Origin of the sequence: Pseudomonas salmasensis (assembly GCF_014268375.2) — a bacterium.
GTDB classification, from domain to species: Bacteria; Pseudomonadota; Gammaproteobacteria; order Pseudomonadales; family Pseudomonadaceae; genus Aquipseudomonas; species Aquipseudomonas salmasensis.
In genome coordinates this window covers 530,707-552,221 of sequence record NZ_CP077083.1, presented here as the reverse complement: position 1 = coordinate 552,221, position 21,515 = coordinate 530,707, and the positions used below count along the sequence as shown (strand labels likewise).

The 21,515-nt window shown below is 57.3% G+C and carries 8 protein-coding genes and 1 tRNA gene; 7 read left to right on the top strand and 2 right to left on the bottom strand.

Annotation, left to right across the window (positions count from 1 at the left end; all coding sequences use genetic code 11):
- The first annotated feature begins 25 nt into the window (after window positions 1-25).
- The 6 genes from HU731_RS02250 to HU731_RS02230 all read left to right on the top strand — a co-directional run bounded on the left by HU731_RS02250 (window position 26) and on the right by HU731_RS02230 (window position 19,176).
- On the top strand, window positions 26-16,936 hold the full coding sequence (locus HU731_RS02250; protein ID WP_186607564.1) for a hemagglutinin repeat-containing protein: 16,911 nt from the start codon (window positions 26-28) through the stop codon (window positions 16,934-16,936).
- A 1-nt stretch (window position 16,937) separates the two neighbouring features.
- Complete coding sequence (locus HU731_RS02245) at window positions 16,938-17,150, top strand: hypothetical protein (protein ID WP_186607565.1); 213 nt, start codon at window positions 16,938-16,940, stop codon at window positions 17,148-17,150.
- Between the two features lie 205 nt (window positions 17,151-17,355).
- Window positions 17,356-17,793, top strand: a complete 438-nt coding sequence (locus HU731_RS02240) for a WapI family immunity protein (RefSeq protein ID WP_186607566.1) — start codon at window positions 17,356-17,358, stop codon at window positions 17,791-17,793.
- Window positions 17,794-17,942: 149 nt separating this feature from the next.
- Window positions 17,943-18,179 carry a hypothetical protein gene (locus HU731_RS29080; protein WP_496198646.1) on the top strand — a complete coding sequence of 79 codons (237 nt, stop codon included), beginning with the start codon at window positions 17,943-17,945 and terminating at the stop codon, window positions 18,177-18,179.
- Window positions 18,172-18,495 (top strand): hypothetical protein, encoded by a 324-nt coding sequence (locus HU731_RS02235; protein WP_225931573.1) that lies wholly within the window; start codon window positions 18,172-18,174, stop codon window positions 18,493-18,495. The genes HU731_RS29080 and HU731_RS02235 overlap by 8 nt, the downstream gene beginning before the upstream one ends.
- 318 nt (window positions 18,496-18,813) lie before the next feature.
- The gene (locus HU731_RS02230) at window positions 18,814-19,176 is read left to right on the top strand and encodes a PIM8 family immunity protein (RefSeq protein WP_186607567.1); all 363 of its coding nucleotides are present in this window, start codon (window positions 18,814-18,816) and stop codon (window positions 19,174-19,176) included.
- A gap of 536 nt (window positions 19,177-19,712) precedes the next feature.
- Here the strand turns inward: HU731_RS02230 and HU731_RS02225 are convergent.
- Window positions 19,713-19,799 (bottom strand) — tRNA-Leu (locus HU731_RS02225).
- 223 nt (window positions 19,800-20,022) lie between these two features.
- Between HU731_RS02225 and HU731_RS02220 the strand changes: the two genes are divergently transcribed.
- Window positions 20,023-20,499, top strand: coding sequence for a hypothetical protein (locus tag HU731_RS02220; RefSeq protein WP_186607568.1), 477 nt, complete (start codon window positions 20,023-20,025; stop codon window positions 20,497-20,499).
- A 482-nt stretch (window positions 20,500-20,981) separates the two neighbouring features.
- Here HU731_RS02220 and HU731_RS02215 read toward each other — a convergent pair whose 3' ends face one another.
- Complete coding sequence (locus HU731_RS02215) at window positions 20,982-21,509, bottom strand: DinB family protein (RefSeq protein ID WP_186607569.1); 528 nt, start codon at window positions 21,507-21,509, stop codon at window positions 20,982-20,984.
- Window positions 21,510-21,515: the final 6 nt, after the last annotated feature.

Below are 21,515 nucleotides of genomic sequence, written 5' to 3'. Positions count from 1 at the left end.
CCGCCTTCGGGCTTTGAGACATGACATGGACGTTCGCCAGTACGCATTCCTCGCGCGTCAGCCTTCTGCTGCCGTAAAAAGCCGTTCCCATTTCCTGGGGCTGCCTAAACGTGGATTGGCATTGATTCTGGCCAACGCCATGTTCTGGCACCCGTTGCTGGCCCAGGCAGACGGCATTGTGGTGAATGCCCCCGGTACGACAGTCGGGCAAGCGGGGAATGGCGTGCCCATTGTCAACATCGCCACGCCGAATGCCAACGGACTCTCGCACAACCAATTTCATGACTACAACGTCGGCGCCAACGGGGTCATCCTCAATAACGCCACCGACCGTACCCAGTCCACCCAACTGGGCGGCATTATCGTCGGCAACCCCAATCTCCATGGCACCGCGGCCAATATCATTCTCAACGAAGTCAACGGCGGCAGCCCCAGCCAACTGCGCGGCTACACCGAAGTGGCCGGGCAATCGGCCCATGTGATCGTTGCCAACCCATATGGCATCAGCTGTAACGGTTGCGGCTTTATCAACACGCCGCAAGCGACGCTCACCACCGGTAAAGCCGTGATCGAAAACGGCCAGATCACTCGTTACCAGGTCGACCAGGGCAGTGTTGCCATCGAAGGCGCCGGCCTGAACGCCAGCAACGTCGATCAGTTCGAAATCATCACCCGCGCCACCACCCTCAACGCGCAGATCCAGGCGAAAAAACTCACGGTCGTCGCCGGTCGTAATGATGTGGACGCACGTACCTTGAATGCCACCGCGCGAGCCGCAGATGGCAGCCAGGCGCCGGATCTGGCGATTGACTCGTCGGCGCTGGGCGGCATGTATGTGGGCGCCGTCAAGCTGGTGGGGACCGAGGCGGGTGTCGGCGTGAAGTTGTCAGGGGACATGGTCGCTGGCGGTGATATTCAGATTGATGCCGGTGGCCATGTGGTCATGGGCCAGACAACGGCGGCCGGTGCCATTGACGTAAAGGCCCGCAGCGTTGAAGCCCAGGGCGTGGTCGCGGCGGGCAGTGTGCTTGAGATGAAGACGCAAGGCGACTTGCTCAATCAAAAAAGCCTGGCTGCGCGTGATCGCGTGGCGCTGCAAAGCGGTGGGGTGTTGACCAACAACGGCGTCATCGAAGCGGGCGTCAATGCTGATCAGACGCGCAATGCTCAGGGCGATATCCACGTCACTGCTGCCCAGTTGAATAACAACGGCAAAACCGTCATCGCCAGTCGTGACCTGACCGTGAATGTGGATGGCACTCTCGACAACCGCGGCGGCACCCTTAGCGCGCAAAACCAGCTGAAGGTGACGACCGAAGAACTGGACAACCAACAGCAAGGCCGCGTGTTGAGCGCCGCACGCATTGAGTTGAATGCCGCACGGTTGCTCAATGCTGACGCAGGCCTGGTGGTGGGCGACCGAGGGCTCAGCGGCCGCATCGGGCAGTTGGTCAATCGCAAGGGCGAGCTCTCAAGCCTTGCTGAAGTCACTTTGCAGGTCGACAGCCTGGACAACGTCGCCGGCCTGATATCTGCGGGCCAGGCGTTGCGCTTGACTGCCAGCGCGGCGGTGAACAATCAAAGCGGTCGCCTGGTGGCCGGGCAGATGGCGCAGGTCAACGCCGGGCAACTGGACAATAGCCAGTCAGGCATCCTCACCAGCCAGGGCGAACTGGGGCTGAATATCGCCGGCACGTTGGATAATCAGCAGCAGGGCCGCATCGAATCGAGTGCCGCTGCACAGGTCAACGCCGGCAACTTCAACAACCAGCAACATGGCGTGCTCTCCAGCGGTGGCGCCCTCGAACTCACGGCCGGCCCGGTAATTAACAGCCAAGGTGGATCCATTTCCAGTGCCAAGGCCCTCACTGCCCGTGTCACCAGCCTCGACCAGCATGAGCAGGGGCGCCTTTACAGCAACAGCGATGCAGTCCTGGACCTGGGCAACGGCCACCTCGACAACCGCGACGGTGGCTTGATCAACGCCGCTGGCCAACTGACGTTGAACAATCTCAATAGCGTTGACAACCGCAGCGGCGAAATTTCCAGCGCTCATGGGTTCACGCTCACCGCCAACAGCCTGGACAACCGCGCTGGCAAGCTGCTCAGCGACCAGGCTTTGGGCCTGAAAATCGTACAGGCGCTCAACAACGGTGCAGGGCTGATTGCAGCCAGCGGCCTGGATATTGATGTTGCCAGTTTGATCAATGACCAACGCGGTCGAGTTCACAGCCGTGGCCAGCTTAATGCCCGGGTGGGTGGTTCGCTGGCCAATCAAGGCGGGAGTGTGAGTGCCGATTCAGGCGCACAGTTGACCGTAGGTAGCCTGGACAACAGCAATGGCGGCCAACTTTTCAGCCAAGGCAATCTGAGCCTGAACCTCAATCGGGGCCACCTCAACAACCAGGGTGGCGTGATCAACTCCCCTGGCCAGTTGTTGCTGACCCAACTGAACAGCGTCGAGAACCAGGGCGGCGAAATCTCCAGCACCCAGGCCTTCGAGCTGGTCGCGGACCAGCTTAATAACAGCGCCGGCAAACTGCTCAGCGAGCAAGCCTTGAGCGTGCGCATTGCCCGTGCACTGGACAATACCAAAGGCGGGTTAACCGCCAAGGCCCTGGATGTACGCGCGGGCACACTGATTAACCAAGGCGGTCGACTCGCTGCGATGGAAGGCCTCAACCTGCACGTCGATGGCGAATTGGATAACCGCAGCGCGAAGGTGCTAGGCAAGCACCTGGTGCTTGGGGTTGGGACGCTCAATAACGATGAGGGCCTGGTGCAGGGTGATGGGACGCTGCGGCTCCAAGCGGGTGGCGCGATCAGTAACCAGGCCGGCACATTGGCCGCCGGGCAAAGCGTGACCGTCAACAGCGCCAGCCTGGACAACCGTCAGGGCAAGCTGACCAGCGACGCGGCGCTGACGGCGCGTATAGCCGCGAATATGCTCAACCAAGCGGGGCTGGTGAGCGCCGGCACTGACTTGCAGGTGAACGTCGCTGACTTGAACAACTCGCTCAACGGTCGTATTGCCGCTCAGCAGGTACAGATCAGCGCACAAGGCATCGATAACCGCGCGGGCGGGAGCCTGTACGCCAAACACCAGCTGGGTGTGGATGTTGGCGGTCAGTTGAACAACGCCCAAGGCACGCTGCGCAGCGATGCTCGCCTGACCATCAATGCCGGCGGTTTAACCAACGATGACGCAACGCTATCGAGTGCCGGTGAGCTGAAGATTGCAACGGGCAAGCTGAGCAACCAAGGCGGAGATCTGCGCAGTGCCACTCAGTTGGGGATGACCGTTACTGCACTGGACAACAGCCGTAACGGGCAGGTCGCAAGCCAAGCCGATGTAAGCCTGGATATGCAAGGTGGCCACCTCAACAATAACGGTGGTTTGATCAATGCGCCTGGGCAATTGCTGCTCAAGCAACTGGGCAGCGTCGATAACCAGGGCGGTGAAATTTCCAGCGCCCACGCCTTTGAGCTGGCGGCAACCGCTTTGAACACGGCGGGCGGCAAGGTACTTAGCCAGCAAGCCTTGACCCTGCGAATCGCCCAGGCACTGGATAACACCCGTGGCCTGATTTCCGCGGCGGCCTTGCAGGTCAGCAGCGCCAGCCTGGACAACCAGGGCGGCAAGTTGAGTGCCGGTTCTAACCTGGACCTCAGCGTGGACGGTAAGCTGGATAACCGTACCGGCGAACTGCTGGGTCAGCAGGTGGCAGTCAAAGCGGCTGCGCTCAATAACAGTCAAGGGCGCGTCCAGGGCGATAACCGCTTGACCTTGAGCAGCCTCGGCGCCGTCAACAATGGCAAGGGCACATTGGCCGCCGGTCAAGCATTGACGGTCAATGTTGCCAGCCTCGATAACAGCGCCGGCAAGCTAACCAGTGACGGCACGCTGACGGCGCAGATTTCAGCCGGTTTGTTGAATCAGGCCGGGCTGTTTGCCGCCGACCAAGCGTTGACCCTCAATGCTGCCAGCCTGGACAACCAGGCTAACGGCCGCCTCACCAGCAAGGCCGGGGCGCAACTTGAGGTGGGACGCGTGGATAACCGAGGTGGCCGCATCACTTCGGTCGGGCAGTTGCAGGTCAAGGGTGACGAGCTGGATAACCGTCAGGCCGGGTTGCTCAACTCGGGCGAGGCCATGAACCTAGCCATTGGCAGAGTGGACAACCGAGGGGGTGAAGTTTCCAGTGTTACCGAACTGACGATGACGGGCCGTGAGCTGGACAACAGCAATGCCGGTCGCGTACTGGCCAATAGCACGCTTCAGTTGACGCTCGACAGGCTGAACAACCAGCTCAAAGGCCTGGTTTCTGCGCAACAGGATGTGAGCCTGAAGGCCACCCGCCTGGATAACAGCGCCCAGGGCAGTCTCTACGCCAAACGCAACCTCAACGTGACCCTGGCCGGGCAGGCTGACAACAGCCAAGGCGTGATGCGCAGCGACGCCGCCTTGCAACTGCGCAGCGCCAGCCTGGGTAACAACGGCGGGCGTATCAGCAGCGGCGGGGCGTTACTGTTGACCTCCGCCAATGCCCTTGCCAATCAGAACGGCGAGGTGCTCAGCGCTGATACGGCGACGGTGAATGCCGGCAGTGTCGACAACAGCCAAGGGCGCATTGTTGCTGACGGTGCGCTGCAACTGACCACAGGCGTATTGCTTAACCAGCATCAAGGCCGTGTCACCAGCGCTGAGCGCCTCAACCTCACAGCCACCGACGTAGATAACCGTTTCGAGGGGCGTATCGCCAGTGGCCAGGCGCTCAACGCCAGCCTCACCAGCCTTGACCAGCGCGGAGCCGGTGAGTTTTACAGCAACAGCGAACTGACCTTGGACATGAACCAGGGGCACTTGAATAACGCTGATGGCTTTATCAACGCGCCAGGGCAGTTGTTGCTCAAAAACCTCAAAAGTGTCGACAACCGTAACGGTGAAATTTCCAGCGCCAAGGCCTTTGCCTTGCGTGCCGACACCCTGGATAACAGCGGCGGTAACGTACTCAGCGACCATGGCTTGACCCTAAAAATCGAACAGGCGCTGCTTAACGTCAAGGGGCTGATTTCAGCCGCCGGTGTCGAGCTTGACGCCGCGCGCCTGGACAACCGCGAAGGCAAGGTCAGCAGCGCGCTGGATGCGCGCCTGGCGGTCGATGAGGGCCTGCTTAACGACCAGGGCGAAATCGTCAGCGCAGGCCACACGCAGCTGAAGGCGGCCAGTTTGAGTAACACTGCCGGGCAAGTGCTCGGTGATGTCAGCCTGGACGTGAAGGTCAAGGGCGCACTGAATAATCAGGCCGGCACACTCGGGGCCGGCACCTCGTTGAACGTGCAGGCCGCCAGCCTGGATAACCGCCAGGCCGGGAAATTGGGCAGTGACGGCCAACTCAAGGCCACGATTGATGGGTTACTGGACAATCAGGCCAAAGGGCAGGTGTTGGCCAAGGGTGCGATGGAGCTGCGTGCCGGTCGTTTGGATAACCGCGAAGGGCGGCTGACCGGGCAGGACCTGTTGACGGTGCACAGTGCGAACGTCGACAACCGCTCAGGCGTGATCCTTTCCCAGAAGGACCTTCAACTCCATGTGGGTGAGTTGGACAACCAACACGGTTCGCTCAACAGCAAGGCGGCCTTGGGCTTCGCCGGGCAACAGTTGCGCAACCAGAAGGGCCTGGTCAGTGCCGTGGGGCCCCTGCGCCTGACGGCCGACACTGTACAAAACGCGGCTGGCCGCATCGCCAGCCAGGCGGATCTGCAGGCAACTATCGGTGTACTGGCCCAACAAGGCGGTGAGTTGGTCGCCCAGAATGAGCTGAGCCTTAGCGGGACCTCCCTGGACAATCGCGAGGGCGGCCTGGTAGGTGCCACAAAAGCGCTGAAACTCACGGTCGACGCCGTTGATAACCGTGCGGGCGAGATTTCCAGCCAGAGCAGCATCGACTTCAAGGCGCAGCGCCTGGATAACAGCGCGGGCAAACTGATCGCCGGTACCGCATTGGAACTGGCCGTGGCCCATGTAATCAACCAGGCCCAAGGGATAATTTTCGCCCGGGACAACCGCTTCAACGGCGCGCGCCTGGATAACGGCCAAGGCACTTTCGCGGGCCAGCAATCGCTGAGCATGTCGCTGGTAGCCATTCCCGGCACTGAACTGGATGGTCGGCTGTATAACCAGCTGGGCAAAATCAGCAGCGAAGGCACCCTGCAGGTGACCAGCGCGACGCTCAACAACGACGCGGGTGCCGTCTCTTCGGCAGGTGCGCTCACCCTTGCTGCCAGCGGTGCTATCACCAACCAAGGCGGCGTCATGGAGACCGATGCCGCCCTGACGCTCACCAGCGCGAGCCTGGACAACGGCCCCAAAGGCCTGCTCAACAGCCGTGGTGCACTGACCCTGACCACCGGCACGCTGAACAACAATGGCCGTATCACCAGCGCCGATCGCCTGGATCTGGCAGCCACCCAGGTGGACAACAGCGGACGTATCGCCAGCAGCAAAAATCTGACCGCCACCCTCACCGGCCTGAATCAGCAGGGCGGTGAACTGTTCAGCAATACCCAGCTCGATCTGGACCTCAATCACGGCCAATTGAGCAACGTGGGCGGCCTGATCAATAGCCCGCTGCTGATGTTGAAAAACCTGGCTGATGTCAATAACCAGCGTGGCGAAGTGTCCAGCCAGCAAGCCTTCAGCCTGGCGGCTCGCAACCTGGATAACGGCGGCGGCAAGCTGATCAGTAACCAAGGCCTGACACTGCAGATTCAAGACGCCTTGGGCAACGCCAAAGGTGCGATCAGCGCAGCCTCGCTCAACGCCAGCAGCGCCCGACTGGACAACACGGATGGGCTGCTCAACAGCCGTGGCGTCATGCAAGTCTCTGCCACCCAGGCGCTGGACAACCAACGCGGCACGCTGATTGCCGACGGGGCCATGGGGCTGTCGTCCGCCCGGCTCGACAACCGTGGCGGTGATGTATCGGGCAAGGCCTTGCTGACTGCTGATGTCGATCAGGTCGATAACCGCGGCGGTCAACTCATCAGCACCACAGCCGTGGATATACGTGCTGCGTCCCTGGACAACCGCAAGGGCCTGGTTGGCGCCGATAAAGCGCTGGAACTGCGCGTCGATCGCATCGACAACCGTGGTGGCGAACTGTCGACCAACGCCGACCTGACCGTCACCGGGCAAACCCTGGATAACAGCGATGCGGGTCGTGTGCTGGCGGGTCAATCATTGAACCTTGCGCTCACCCAACTGCTGAATCGCAACCAAGGCCAGCTCAACACAAAACAGCTGATGCTGAGCGCTCAAAACCTGGACAACAGCAATGGCAGGCTGCTCGCTCAACAGCTTGTGCAACTTGAACTTAAAGGCGAGCTCAATAACAGCCAGGGCGTGATCAACAGTGAAGGCCGTTTGGGTGCCAACGCCGCCAGCCTGGTCAACCGTCAGGGCCGCATGTCCAGTGCCCAGGCGTTGGAGCTGGGTTTAACAGGTGGTGTGGACAACGAGGGCGGTGAGCTGGTGACTGACAGCAGCCTGCAACTGCGCAGCGCCAGCCTGGGTAATCAGAACGGTGTGCTCAGTGGCAAAGGTGCGGTCGGGGTGACCACTGGCGCGTTGAATAACACCGGCGGTCGTCTGATCAGCGGCGACACGCTGGCGCTGAAGGCTGGGTTACTGAACAACAGCGCTGGCAGCATCGGCAGCGCCCAGGCCCTGACGGCCAGCGTTGATGGACTCGACCAACAAGGCGGTAAGCTGTTCAGCAACGCCGGACTCACCTTGGACCTGAACCACGGCCAGCTTAACAACCAGCAGGGCCTGATCAACGCGACCGGCCCGCTGGTGCTGAGCCAGCTCAATGGTGTGAACAACCAGGCCGGTGAAATCTCCAGTGGCCAGGCCTTCAATATCGTGGCGCGCAACCTGGATAACAGCAGTGGCCGCCTTCTCAGCAACCAGGGCCTGACGCTGCGTATCGACCAGGTACTCACTAACGTCAAGGGTTTGGTTGCGGGTGCAAGCCTGAGTGCGCAAGCGGCCGCGGTCGATAACAGCGGCGGTACGCTCACCAGCCGTGGCGGCCTTGAATTGACCAGCACCGGGCTGCTGAGCAACGGGCAACAAGGTTTGATCAACGCCGCGCAAGCATTGGCAGTCAATGCGGGCAACTTCAATAACCAGGGCGGCAGCCTGCTGGGTACCAGCGCGCTGACGCTCAATGCGTTGGCCGTGGACAACAGCGCCAAAGGCCTGATCAACAGCCAGGGCGGCCTGGAACTCACTGCACAAAGTTTAGACGCCAGTGACGGCGGCGAGGTATCGGCCAAGGGGGACATGGACCTCACACTCACGTCCATGGCCTTGCGTGGCGGCAGGTTGATAGGTGAACAGCGCCTGAGCGTGGACCTGGCAAACGGTGATCTGGATAACCGCAAAGGCCTGATCTTCGCCAAAGGCCCGCTGACCTTGCAACGCATGCGCGACCTGCAAAACCAGGGCGGCGAACTGTCCAGTCAAAATGCCCTGAGCTTGACGGGGCGCAACCTGGACAACAGCGCCGGTACGCTTATCAGCCAACAATTACTCACGCTCAACGCGGGCGACGTGGTCAACCGCGGCGGCCTGATCTCGGGTTGGCAGGGCCTCAACCTGATCGGCACTCACTTGGATAACCGCGACAAAGGCACGCTGTCCAGTCGCAACGGCAACCTGGATGTGCGCCTCGGTGGGCGCTTGCTCAACAGTGGCGAGGGCGCGTTGGCCAGCCAAGGGCGATTGACGGTCAGCGCCGCCAGCCTGGATAACAGCGCCAGCGGTGCAATCTCCAGCGGCGCGCAGCAGACGCTGAGCGTGCTTGGCGCGCTGAACAACACCCAGGGCGGCTTGATCGACAGTGGTGCGACATTGGATGTGAGTGCGGCCGACCTCGACAACAGTGCCGGCAACATCACCGCCCAGCGTGACCTCAACGTTTCGGGTGGCAACCTGCTCAATACCGGTGGCTCGCTGATGGGTAACGACCAACTGGTGCTCAACCTGCAAGGCAACCTTGGCAACGTCAACGGCAAGATCGCAGGCACTGGGTCGCTGCTACTCCAGCGTGCCATCGAGGTGGATAACCGCGGCGGTCAACTGGCCAGCCAGGGACGCCTGTCATTGGCCATGGGCGGCCTGAACAACAGCCAAGGCGGCACCGTCGCGGCCAAAGGTCCGCTGGCCATCGATGCCAGCGCCATCGTTCAAAACAACGCTGACGGCTTGATCTACAGTCAGGAAGGCGACCTGCACATCAACGCCTTTGGCCTGGTCAACGCCCAAGGCAAAGTGCAGGGGCAAAACGGCTTGCGGGTCGAGGTCAATGGTGATCTCGACAACCAAGGCGGCAATATCATCAGCCAGACCGGTGACGTGCACCTCAAGGCCGGGAACTTCGACAACCGTAGCGGTGTGCTCGCCAGTCTCAAGGGCGCCATCGATGCCGGCGTGGTGGGAGTGCTTCGCAATGGCCATGACCTCAATGGAAGCCCCAAGGGCGGCCTGATTCAGGGCCAGCGCCTGCTACTCAATGCCGGTCAGCTCGATAACCAGGGCGGCTATCTTGGCGCGCAAACCAGCGATGCATTGCTTACGGTTGCAACCCTCAATAACCAGCAGGGCGCGTTGTATGCCAAGGGCCTGATGCGCATCAATGGCAGCGCCCTGGATAACAGCGCCGGGCAGATAGCCGGCGACCAGATCGCATTCGGCCTCAATGGCCAACTGACCAACCACAACGGCCTGATCGAAAGCACCAACAACCTGACCGTGGCCGCCAACGCCATCGATAACCAGGGCGGCAAGTTGCGCGCCCTGGGACGCTCGGGCAAGACCGAGTTCCAGATCGGCAGTGTGTTCGATAACCGCAACGGCGCGGTGGAAACCGCCAACCAGGACCTGACCCTGGCGGCCGCCAACTTCCAGAACAACGGCGGGCAGTTGCTGCATGTGGGTGAGGGCACATTCGACATCTCATTGCCTAACGTTACCGGCGCCGGCGGCACCGTTGTCACCCGTGGCGGCCTGACCTTGAATGCGGATACCTGGACCAATACCAGCGTCATTCAGGCGGGGCGTTTGAACGTTAACGTCAATAACTTCACCCAGACCGAAACCGGGCAGTTGCTGGCTTCGACGCACTTGGAAGGGAAGGGGGGGAGCTGGGTCAATAATGGATTGATTGCCAGTGATGGCAGTTCAACTATCGACCTCGCGGGCACCTACAGCGGTAATGGGCGAGTCACCAGCCAGAGTGTCCTCAACCTGCATGCGGCTCAGTTGGACCTGAGTAATAAAGCCAAGATTACCGGCGGTGGCGACACGCTGATCACCGTCGATGGGCAATTGAACAACTATGGACGGTTGACCTCTGCGACCCATCTCGAACTCTCGGCAGGTACGCTGAACAACTACGGGACGTTGGGTGCCGCACAGAATGTGACAGTCACCAGTGCAGCCTTGTTGAACGATCGTGGCTTGTTGTTCAGCGGCAACGACATGACCTTGCATAGCAACACCATCACGAACCAGTACGGTGATATCTACAGCCTAGGGCGGTTGGATGTGGCCGGTCGAGATGGGGTGAGCAAAGCAGCCAGTCTCGAAAACGTATCCGGCAGCATCGAGTCCAGTGGTGATATGTCTCTTAAGGTTGCCAGCCTGACTAACCGTCGGGATGAGTTCACCACTAAAGAAATACCCGGTAGCGGCGGGTCACTCACCAACATTTGTTGGGACTGCAGTGGCGATCACTTTGTTGTCGATTTTGTCGGCACGGAAAACTATCAAACTGAGTTATTGAAGACATCGGCCACTTCGACGATCCAATCGAGCGGACGTATGGATATTGCCGCCAGTACGGTGCTCAACGAATACAGTGTCATCGCTGCTGGCGCTGACATGAACATTGCTGCGGATACGCTGATCAACAAAGGCGCTGCGTCTGACTCCGGAACACGTACCCGTACCTGGCGGATGGAAGCGACTAACGGTACTTATTGGCGCTTCAAACGTGGTGTCATGGACCCCTACAACGCTCAGCCCGGACCCAAAAGCCTGCCGGTCAGTGCGTTGTCAGCCTTCAGGCTGATTGGCGACACCTTGGTATCGACCGCTGGCGCGTCATTGGCACCCGCGATCATCCAGGCAGCCGGTACCGTGAACATCACGGCCACCAAATCCTTGATCAACAGCATCGAGACATCCTTCACCGCCTTGGCCGGGCGCGCTGCGCGCAATGAGGACACGGGTGTTGCCAGCGCCCCGACAACGGTGGTCGTGCAACTCGCGCCACAGCTGCCACCGGACTTGGCCCAACAACAAGTCAACCCCTTGACGCTACGCGGGTTCACCTTGCCCACGGGCACTCACGGACTGTTCCGCCTCAGTAGCCGGGCGGGTGAGGATGCCCAGGCCACCCAAGCCACCAGTGGCCCACAAAGCTGGACCATGGGCGGTGCGACCCTCGGCCTGGCTCAACGCCAGGATGCACAACCGGCGCTTGAAACGCGCACCTTCGATTTCAAAAGCGTCACTCAACAGGGCGCAGCTACGCGTCAGGTGGACTCCACTGCACGTCAGGTCAGTGGTGTCACCGCCACCACCAGAACACTTAACGTTGCCGGGGCCGGCGATGTGGCCAACGGCAGTGGCTGGACGCCCAGCCAGATCACCCCAGGTGAAATCGCCCGGGGCGACGGTATCAACGCCCAAGATCCGTCCAGCGGTTCAACGCCGCCAGTGGCGAAGGTAACAGGGCCTGCGGATCAGCCAGAGCTGGCGCTGACCCAAAGAAACACCCACGTTCAGGTCGCCACACCGGGCGAGCCGACTCGGCCGACGTTGAACATCCCTGGCGTGACGCCGGTTATGCCAGGCGTGCAGCCGGTGGTGAATACACCCGTCGCACAAGGTGCGGGCAGCAGCCCAACCCAGGTCGCAGAGGTGATTGCCCAGCCGGTCAATGCGCTGGCGCAAACCACTCCGGTCGCCAGCCAGACCATCAACCGCGTGCAAGGCTTCACGCCTACCGCGCCAAAGTCGCAACCGCATAAATACCTGATCGAAACCAACCCGGTGCTCACGGACCTCAAGCAGTTCATGAGCTCCGACTACCTGCTCGCAGGGCTGGGTTACAACCCGGACGAAAGTGCCAAGCGCCTGGGCGACGGGCTCTATGAGCAACGCTTGATCCAGCAGGCTGTGCAAGCACGCACAGGGCAGCGCTTTATCGACGGCCAGAACACCGACGAAAAGCTGTTCAAGTACCTGATGGACAATGCGATCCAGAGCAAGCAGCAACTGAACCTGGCAGTGGGCGTTACCTTGACCTCGCAACAGGTCGCGGCGCTGACCCACGACATCGTCTGGCTCGAACAGCACGAAGTGAACGGTGAAAAGGTGCTGGTGCCGGTGCTGTACATGGCCCAGGCCGACAATCGTCTTGCACCCAACGGCGCATTGATCGCAGGCAACGACCTTAACCTGATCGCCGGCGAAAACCTGGAGAACGCCGGCACCCTGCGCGCCACCAACAATTTGTCGGCCAAAGCGGGCAATGACCTGATCAACAGCGGCTTGATCGAAGCCGGCAACCGCCTCGACCTGCTGGCGGGTAACAACATCGTCAACAAGTCCGGCGGCATCATCGCCGGACGCGACGTCACGCTGACGGCGATCAAAGGTGATGTGATCAACGAACGTGCCGTGACCCGTACGGGTAACGGTACTGCCGAGCGACGCGACTATCTCGACAGTGCGTCACGCATCGAGGCTGCCAATGACCTGACGATGAATGCAGGCCGTGACATCGCCAATACCGGTGGCGTGCTGCAAAGCGGGCGTGACACCACATTGGTCGCTGGCCGCGATGTGCACATCGATGCCGTTGAGCAACGCAATGGTTTGGACCTGGGCAACCGCCTGCACACCGAAACCGTGACGCAAAACGGCGCCAGTGTGGAGGCCGGCCGCGACCTCAAGGTATCGGCAGGGCGAGACTTCAGCGCCATTGCCAGCCGCATCGACGCCAAGCGTGATTTGAGCATCACGACGACTGAGGACCTGAGTATTTCGTCGGCCGCCGACGAACAGCATTCCTCCAGCAAGTCCAAGAAGGTCACCCAGTCCAAGGACCACATCAGCCAGGTTTCCAGCGTGCTGACGGCCGGCGGCGACGTGTCGCTCAATGCCGGTAAAGACCTGGAACTCACCGCCAGCCGAATCGCCGGCGGCGGCAACGTGGCCCTCGATGCACAGCGCGATGTGAGCATCCTCTCGGCCCTGGACGAAGACGCTTCGTTCTACTCGAAAAAGAGCAAAGGCTCGTTCGGTCGTAGCAAAAGCCAGCAGCGGGAAAGTTACGACAGCACCAACGTAGCCTCCGTCGTCGAAGCCGGCAAAGACCTGACCGTTAACGCCAGCAAGAACGCCGATGGCGGCATGAGTATCGACGGCGGGCGTGACGTCACCGTGATCGGCAGCCAGTTGAAGGCTGGTGGGGACATGTTGCTGGGGGCCACGGGTGACATCGCGGTGTTGTCGGGGGTCGAGGAACATGGCTCCTACAGCAAGAAGACCAAGTCCGGGTTCCTGGGGCTGTCCAAAAGCGGCAAGAGCCAGTTGAAGACTACTGCGAGTCAAGTGGGCAGTGAGTTGGAGGCGGGCAATGATGTGGTGGTGGCTGCGGGTAATGATGTGCGGGTGCGGGCCAGTGAGATAAGCGCTGATAACGACACTGAATTGCGCTCCGGGCTGGTCAATAGCACGGGTGACATCAACCTGATTTCTGCGAACGACACGGCCTATAGCCGTAGCGAGGAACATAAGAAGAAATTTGGATATACGGAAAGGCCAACGTCGGTCGCGATCTCGTCAGCGAAAAAAGCCGGCCGTGAAGCGCAAAGCAGCACCAGCGTGGGCAGCCAGGTAAATGCTGATCGTGATGCCAGCTTGCAGGCTGCGCAGGATATCAACCTGGTTGGCAGCGGCATCAGCGCAGGGCGCAATGTAAATCTGGATGCCGGGCGCGACGTCAATGTGGTCGCCGCTCAAGACACCAGTAGCGAACGTAGCTGGGAGAAGAAAAAACAGACAGGTTCCAGCATCTCCAGTAACGGTAATGGCATCAGCATCTTCGCTGGCACCGAAGGCAGTGGGGAAAAGAATCGTGTCGAACACGAGACCGCTTCCAGCAGCCAGATCAGCGCCGGGCAAGATGTGGCGATCAACGCCAAGCGTGATATCAACCAACGCGGCTCTGACGTTGGCGCCGCCAATGATATCGAGCTGACGGCCGGCAGAAATATCAATATCGATGCTGCGCGTGAAAGCGTGCTCACCGAGCAGATACGCGAGAAAGAGAGCAACGGCCTGGGCGTATCGATCAACCATAACTATGCCAATACCAAGGACGCTGTCAGCGGCGCAGGCAAAGGCGAGGACAATGTCAGCAAGGGCTCAAGCACGCTCAAAGCAGTTGATTCGGTCAGTCAGTTTGTCAGCGGGCCGACGCTGGACGGGAAGTTTGGCAACAGTAAGCAAACCAATAGCCAGCAGGTTATCGAACAAACCAACCGATCTTCGACGCTAAGCGCCGGTAACGATCTGCACCTTAACGCCGGCAACGATGTGTTGGTGAAGGGAAGCCAACTGGATGCCGGGCGCGACATCAATATCAAAGGGCGTGACGTCACGCTTGACGTGGCCAAGGGTGGCGTCAGTGAAGAAACCACCCACACCCAAAGTTGGGGCGGCATTCATGGTGGCACCAGCGGCGGGATCAAGTTGGGCGCCGGTGGCAGCTTCGGTACGGCGACAGGCGAGAGCACCCAGGGTTCCTCTACGGCTTCGCAACTGGATGCTGGTCGCGATATCAACCTCAAGGCCAGCAATGACCTGAACCTGATTGGAACGCAGGCTAAAGCCCAGCGAGATATCGAGCTGAATGCCGGCAACGACTTGAATATTCGTTCGGCGCATAACGACAGCAACAGCGAAAACAACCGCCACAGTGGCGGCGGGGAAGCAGGCCTGACGTTTGGCTCTGAAGGTATTGGCGTCTACGTCAGCGTCAGTATGGGCAAGGGTAACCTGGAGCGAGAAGGCCAACGCCAACAAGAGGCTTACCTCTATGCCGGCGACCGCCTGGGTTTCGCCAGCGGCAAAGACACCACCATCGGCGGAGCGAACCTCAGAGGCGATGAAGTGGTGGGGCGTGTGGGCGGCGACCTCAAGGTTTCGTCTGTTGCCGATACGGGCAAGGTCAAGGGCAAAGAGTTTGATATCAGCGTTACGGCCACCATCGGCCCGGGCGCCGGTGTCAGCGGTTCGGTCGGCTTTGGCAAGACCACAGGCAAAACCGACTGGGTCGAAGAGCAAACCCGCATCACCGGCAAGAATGCCGTCGATATCAAAACAGAGAACCATACCCAGATCGACGGAGCCGTCATCGCCGCTGACAACGGCAACCTGAAACTGGACACCGGCACCCTCGGCTTCAGCGATATCGCCGGGCAGGACAAAGAGCATGGGTACTACCTGAACGTAGGCGGCACCTATAAAGCCGGGAGCAACGACAGCAAAGGCAACACCGTACAAGACAGTAGCCAGGCGGGCAAAGGCAAGGAAGGCAAGACCGGCTGGAGCGTTGAGGGTTGGAACTACGAGAAAGAGCGAGAGCAGATTGTCCGCGCCACGGTGGGGGCAGGTGAAATCGTTGTACGCAAGGATGCTGAGACGGGGGCTGACTCTACGGCCGGGTTGAACCGGGATGTAAGCAAGGCCTATGAGATCACCAAGGATGATGAAAAACGAACGGATTTGTATGCGAGTAGTTCGTCCATCGATGCTGTGCTCAAACCTGGAGAAACGCTGAAGCAATGGTCTGATGGGCTACTCAATTACGATAAAACGGCGTTGGACAACTTCAACAAGGCCGCCGGGGCATTGCATGCATTAGTCAATCGAGTGGAAGTCATGCAGGGCCGTCCGATGGATGCTCGTGCAGAAGCCATGGCCGGCAAAGACTTGGCAGAAAGCACGCTTGAAGCACTCATTCTCTCTGGTATGAGCCCTCGATCGGCAATGGCAAAAATGGGGGATCCCGAATTCATAGACAGCGTCCTGAGAAGTATGGCGTCGTTAAATGGGATCGAACCTCAGGTGCTTAGCGACGCGCAGAAGCTTGTTGAGTCGAGCACTTATAAACCCGATCCTCAGGCAGTGGTACTGGATACGTCGGAAGTCAATCCGACAGGGATTGACGAGCTTCAGGGTGTGATTCGCCAACTTGGGGCGATACAGGCTTATAAAAACGAGCATCCTGAGAGTGTGGATGCGATTGCTTATGTTCTGGCCGCAGCCCAAGGTCCAAAAGGAGTTGTCCAGTTCATTGCAATGAAGGCCGTCGAGGGGACCGAGGCAGGCCAAGCGATTTCAGATAACGTGGACAAACTGAACGCCTTCGTAGGGCAGAAAGTTGCTCAAATTGTTGAAGGCAAAGAGCTAAATCCCGCATTTCAAGACGACAGATACCTAATTGGCGGTGGAGAAATGCTGTCGGCTGTTTTGTTTGGGGTTATGCCCGCCGGCAAAGGTAAGAATGGGAAAAGTGCAGATTCCAAGGCACCCCGCCCTCTCGCCGAACCGGTTTATAAGACCAACAAGGAGGCTAAGCAGGCTGCGGAGGCCGCGGGGTACAAAAAGATTAATGAAACGGTGCATAATGGGCAGGCTGTCTTCAAGCGAGGAAATAGCTACATTACGAGGGATCTTGATGGACATAATGGAGGCGCTTGGAAAATGGCTGATTCAGTTAAAGGTCTTGGCAAAAGAGAAACAAGAGACGGAACATTTGATGTGAACTTTAAACGTATTGGTGATTGAAATGAAAAATCCAAAAATTCCTGAGTGGGCTGTTCGCGGAAAAACTATCTCTCAACTAATTGAGGAATTGAGTAGTTTTGAAAATAAAAATTTACTTGTCGAGATATCTGTTGATGATGGGGTGACAAGTAAGCCGATTAGCTTGGTTGTTAAAAGGTCTGGAATGTGCATGCTGCTGAATTGTGAGTATACGGCTAATCAGGAGGAGGACTGAAAGGCAACGGAAAAAGGGGTGGCAGATTTGGATGGTGCTTACTTAATAACTAGCCAGCTGATGTGATTATAAAAAATGAAAAAAAGGGGACAGATTTATTTATAGGGTTGACGAGTCCTTTTAGATATAACGAATGAGTCTCTGGAAAATTGGAAAATAAATCTGCCCCCTTTTTTTTAGGCCAGCGAAAAATAGGGAGTGAAATATGATTGACTTATTCGATAAGGGCAATAAGTTTTCACTCAAAGTGAAAGGGTATGAATTTCCCGGTGCGCAGGATGAGGTAGATGCTAATTGGTTGGTTGTCAGTATAGATGTCGAATATAAGGCTGGGGAGCCATGGAGAGCGTGTGGGCCCTATCTGCGCACTAATGAACTATTAAGGCTGTTGAGATGGTTGAGAAGTTTAAAAGCTGGAGTGCGACCTTCAAGGATTGCATTCACGGAAGGGGAATTGGCATTTTCGTATTTGGGTGATATGCAGCTGGCAGTGATACTTGACTTTAATTTCCACCCTAAGGGCGCAGCGTATGATTACTCAAGTGACAGAGAGTTCTCATTGCCTTTCAATGTTGATGATAAAGGCTTGGCTAATTTGATTCGTTCTGTTGAAGAGGCCATAAGGGAGTTTCCCGAGCGCTAAGTCGCGGCATAAGAAGATGGCGGTATAGAATGCGGCAGATTTATTTGGTTATTGTCTGTAACTAATAAAGCTGTCCCGAATGGCACTTACTTAATTTACTTCGAGTGACCATTTTTCCTGAGCTCGACCCTTGCCGCCGAGCCCGTCGAATGAAAAAGGGGACTACAGCACAAGAAAGGTATAACCCTGCGACCGGGAAGCTGGAAAAATCTGTGATCGAGTACGACCAATATGGGCGGCAGGTTAAAAGAACGGATTACACGAATCACGGGTATAGGGACAAAGGAAAGCCTGCGGAATATCATTCCGATCCGCACACGCATACCTACGAATATGGTCCTGGCTATGGTCCCAAGGGCAAGGAAACGAGGGTGAACAATGATTGATGTTCCAGAATTGAATGAGCTGCTTGTTGCTAATAATTGTTTGTATGCAATTAGCATTCAATTGAATATGGATGAGATGACTTATGATTTATTTTTATCAGTTTCGACATCTGAAAAGATTGGGGCTGAGATCGTGCGCATCAGATTCATTGATATCACCGAGTTTGCGTCCCGTGATTTTGGCGGGGGTCTTACTCAGCTGATGCATATGAGTGTGAATAAGCTGGATTCTGGTTTTGACAGAATGCGCTATGAGTTTAGCGAGCTTGAGGATAAAAAATTGTCATTTTATTTCGCATCGTTTTCGGTTGATTAAATGGAGTGACCTGTCCTGAATAGGGTTTACACCTTCTGATCTGTTTTTCATGAGGATGTAATGGAGTCAGGAAAATGCGTAGCTAGGCGAGACTACATACTGACTTTTAAATTGTCAGCGACAAAAAATGGGACAAAAAAATGGGACAGATTTATTTATAGTTTTGACGAGGCCTTTTAGATATAACGAATGGTTTTCTGGAAAATAAATCTGTCCTTTTTCCTTTTTTCTATGGAGAAAATCAAAATGTAAAGGGCGCTAGGCCTGGTGTGTTATCGGATTGTCAGGGGGGGGGATATGCAATCCATAGGAAGTGATATGAACGGAATTGAAAAGCTATCGATCATTCCAGAATTTAATTTCTATAATTTGAATTATGTATTGAGTTTTGGCGTTCGGCAAGAGTATGAGGGAGAGAGCGTTTCGACATATGAGATAATGCTTTTCATGCTTTATAAGCTTGATCGTTTTGAATATGACGTTGGCCTTAAGTTTATGGGTGTGAGGTATTTTAAAGTTCCTGAAGTAAATGGCGATTTTTACTTGAGCGAGATTGAGTTAGAAAATATTTCGGCAGACCAGCTTGAAGGCGTAAATTTTAGGTTTAAAGATTACGGAGGTTCTGGGTTTGAAGTGCTGTCTCGTGAGTTTTCCGTTTTAAGCTGTACGCCTCGTGACTGAAGCCTCGAATTGAGTCAGCCCAGAAAAGCAACACAAAAAGTGAGCGGACTGATTTTCAAGTTTGAGGGGGTATTTGAGATTCGGCAATGAAATTCTGAAAAATATTTTGTTTTTTATGTGAAGATCAAGTGTGCAGGTGTTTAAAGTGATCAAAAATAAAGTTCCTGATTGGATAGTGCGTGGAAAAACCATTTCTCAACTGATTGAGGAGTTGCAGTCATTTGAAGATCAAGATCTCATGGTTGAAATTTCGATTGATGGAGGGGTAAATAGAAAGCCGATAAGTCTGGTCGGGAAGAGGGATGGTGTGTGCGTCCTCTTTAATTGTGAGTAGGCGTTTTAGCGCCTCCTAAGGGTTATAAAAAGGAAAAAAGCGGGGAAAAAGGGGGCAGATTTGCGCTTTAAGATCCCAGGCGGACTTGGTAGGTGTGTCAGGTTGGCAGAACGCCTAGAAGTACAATTCCAAGAGCAGAAAAATTGCGGAACAGAAAAGATAAGGGCCTGCCCAGGTTTCCCCGGCAAGCCCTTGATATCTATGGTGCCCGAACCCGGAATCGAACCGGGACGCCCTTACGAGCGGGGGATTTTAAGTCCCATGCGTCTACCAGTTTCGCCATTCGGGCGGTAGCGCGGTGTAACAGGGTTGGGAATATATAGATCTAGCCGCTTCAGCGCAACCTCCAGGCCGGTTTTCCCGCATAAAGATGGGCAGGAAAAAGCGTGGCAGATCAGTGATCTACAGGGTCTTTGTGTCAAGTCCTGATGAACGCAAGCAACCCAGGAACAAGCCCCATAAATGACAGTCATAGCGATATGCCATTTCGGCATTTCCCAAGGAGTCGTGTGATGCTCGGTGTCCGTAAGCAGGCTTGGATCATGGCCGCGGGTGTGGCGGGTTTGTTGGGCACTGCCGTGTTCAGCTCGGCGCAGGCGGGGAGTGCGGTGCGGTGGGGTGAGTTTGGTGCGTCGTCTTCAGACAAGTTGACGGCCGGCTCGATGGACGTGGGCGGTGCCTATGTGTTGAAGCCGTCGGGTGTTTCCGTGGGTGCTATCGAGGCGCTGCAAGCTGGGCAGAAACAGAGTCAAAGCGAACTGCAAAGCTTGAAAAGCAAAGTGGAGGGCCAGGAGCGTGCGTTTGATGAGTTCAAGCGTAAGGACGGTTCGAGTGCCAGTAGCAGTGACAGCCAGCTGTCGAGTCTCAAGCGGACGGTGGATGAGCAGAAGAGCACGATAGAGCGGCAGAAAGGCGAGATCGACGGGCTCAAGCGTAGCCTGGATGAGTTGAAGCGCAGTGTGGAGAATTTGAGCAGCAAGGTGAAGTGATTAGTGTGGGAGCTGGCTTGCCTGCGATGGCGGCCTGACAGCCGACATCTATCTTCCTGACACCCCGCGATTCTACTGTGGGGGCGGGCTTGCTCGCGAAGGCGGCCTGGCAGTCAACACAGTTGGACCGGGTACATATCCGTTATTTAGGTAACGGCCACCTAGGGTTCCGCCCTGACGGCGGCTCACTTTTGAAAAGCGCAAAAGTAAGCAAAACGCTCATGCCCCACCACTCGGCACCTCGCTTAGGCTCGGTGTGCCCGTAATCCGCCAGTGATTTGGGGGGGCGCCTGAGATCAAGATCACAAGCAGATCAAGAGCAAGATCAAGAGCGACTCGCTTCGCATCGTGGTTACCGTCGGCTGCTACGGTCTGCAAAATTGTGTAGATACCTATGCTCGATGCAGGCATCTCGGTATTTCTGTCACACCGCGGCGCCGCAATCGCAGGCAAGCCAGCTCCCACATTGACCGTGTCTGTACTTAGTCAATCAGTGCCAGCAAGTCGGTGATCCCCACATCTACACCCGCCTGGCTCAGCAGCGTCGTCACCTGGCCGCGGTGGTGGGTCTGGTGGTTGAAAAAGTGCACCAGCAGGCCGAAGAAGGGTTTCTCGGCGGCCACGCCGCGCATGTTGTGATAGCGCAGACGTTGGTCGAGGTCGTACTCGTGCAGGCTGTGGGCCCAATCGATGATCAGTTGATCCAGCCAGGCGCGATGGGCCGATAATTCAGCAAGGTTGGCGAAGGCTAATTGCTTGAGGTCACCGGGCGTAGCAATGCCATTGAGTGGCGCCAGGGCCGCAAAGTGGGCCGGGTGTTCGGCAAAGCGCTTGAGCCAGACGGTGTCGCCCAGCGTCAGGTGGTTCAAGGTGCCGAGGATCGAGCCGAAAAACGCCTGGCGGTCCTGGGTCAATTGTGCGGGCGTCAGGGTGCTGGTGGCGTCGTAGACCTTGCGGTTCATCCATTGGTTATAGCTGGCCATCAACGCAATATGCTCGATGCGATTCACCGCGGT